Origin of the sequence: Paracoccus sp. S4493 (assembly GCF_000967735.1) — a bacterium.
GTDB classification, from domain to species: Bacteria; Pseudomonadota; Alphaproteobacteria; order Rhodobacterales; family Rhodobacteraceae; genus Paracoccus; species Paracoccus marcusii.
This window is the reverse complement of the sequence record NZ_JXYF01000137.1, coordinates 1-386: the sequence shown is the minus strand read 5'-3', so window position 1 is coordinate 386 and position 386 is coordinate 1. Positions and strand designations below refer to the sequence as shown.

The window sequence follows — 386 nt, the reverse complement described above, 5'->3', positions numbered from 1 at the left end:
TGACGCGCGGGGTGCCGGTGACGGGGTCGATGAACTGGATCGTGCCCGATCCGCAGATGCCCGGACCAAGCGCCAACGCCATTTCCTGCACCACCAGACCCAAGGGCGCATCGGCGGGCGCACCCTTGGCCTGACGCAGCAGGCGGGCGGTCGGCCCGTCCCATGCACGCGCCATGCTGCGCAGCACCTCGGACAGCTGTTCGGTGGGGTCCTGGGGGAAGGGCTGGTCCATCTCGTCCTGGTAGTGGCGCAGGCTGGCCGCCAGGGCATCGGGGCCGTCCTGCGTGAACAGGTCAGGGTCCAGCCGCGCGATATGGATCGCATAGCTTTGGACGAAGGACAGATAGACCGCATCCGCATTGTCGCGCCCGATCACCTCGGCCAGC

Annotated in this window: 1 pseudogene; it reads right to left on the bottom strand. The window is 68.4% G+C overall.

The annotated features are described in order from the left end of the window. Positions 1–386: pseudogene (locus TW83_RS21190) on the bottom strand (pyruvate, phosphate dikinase); the annotation flags it as partial.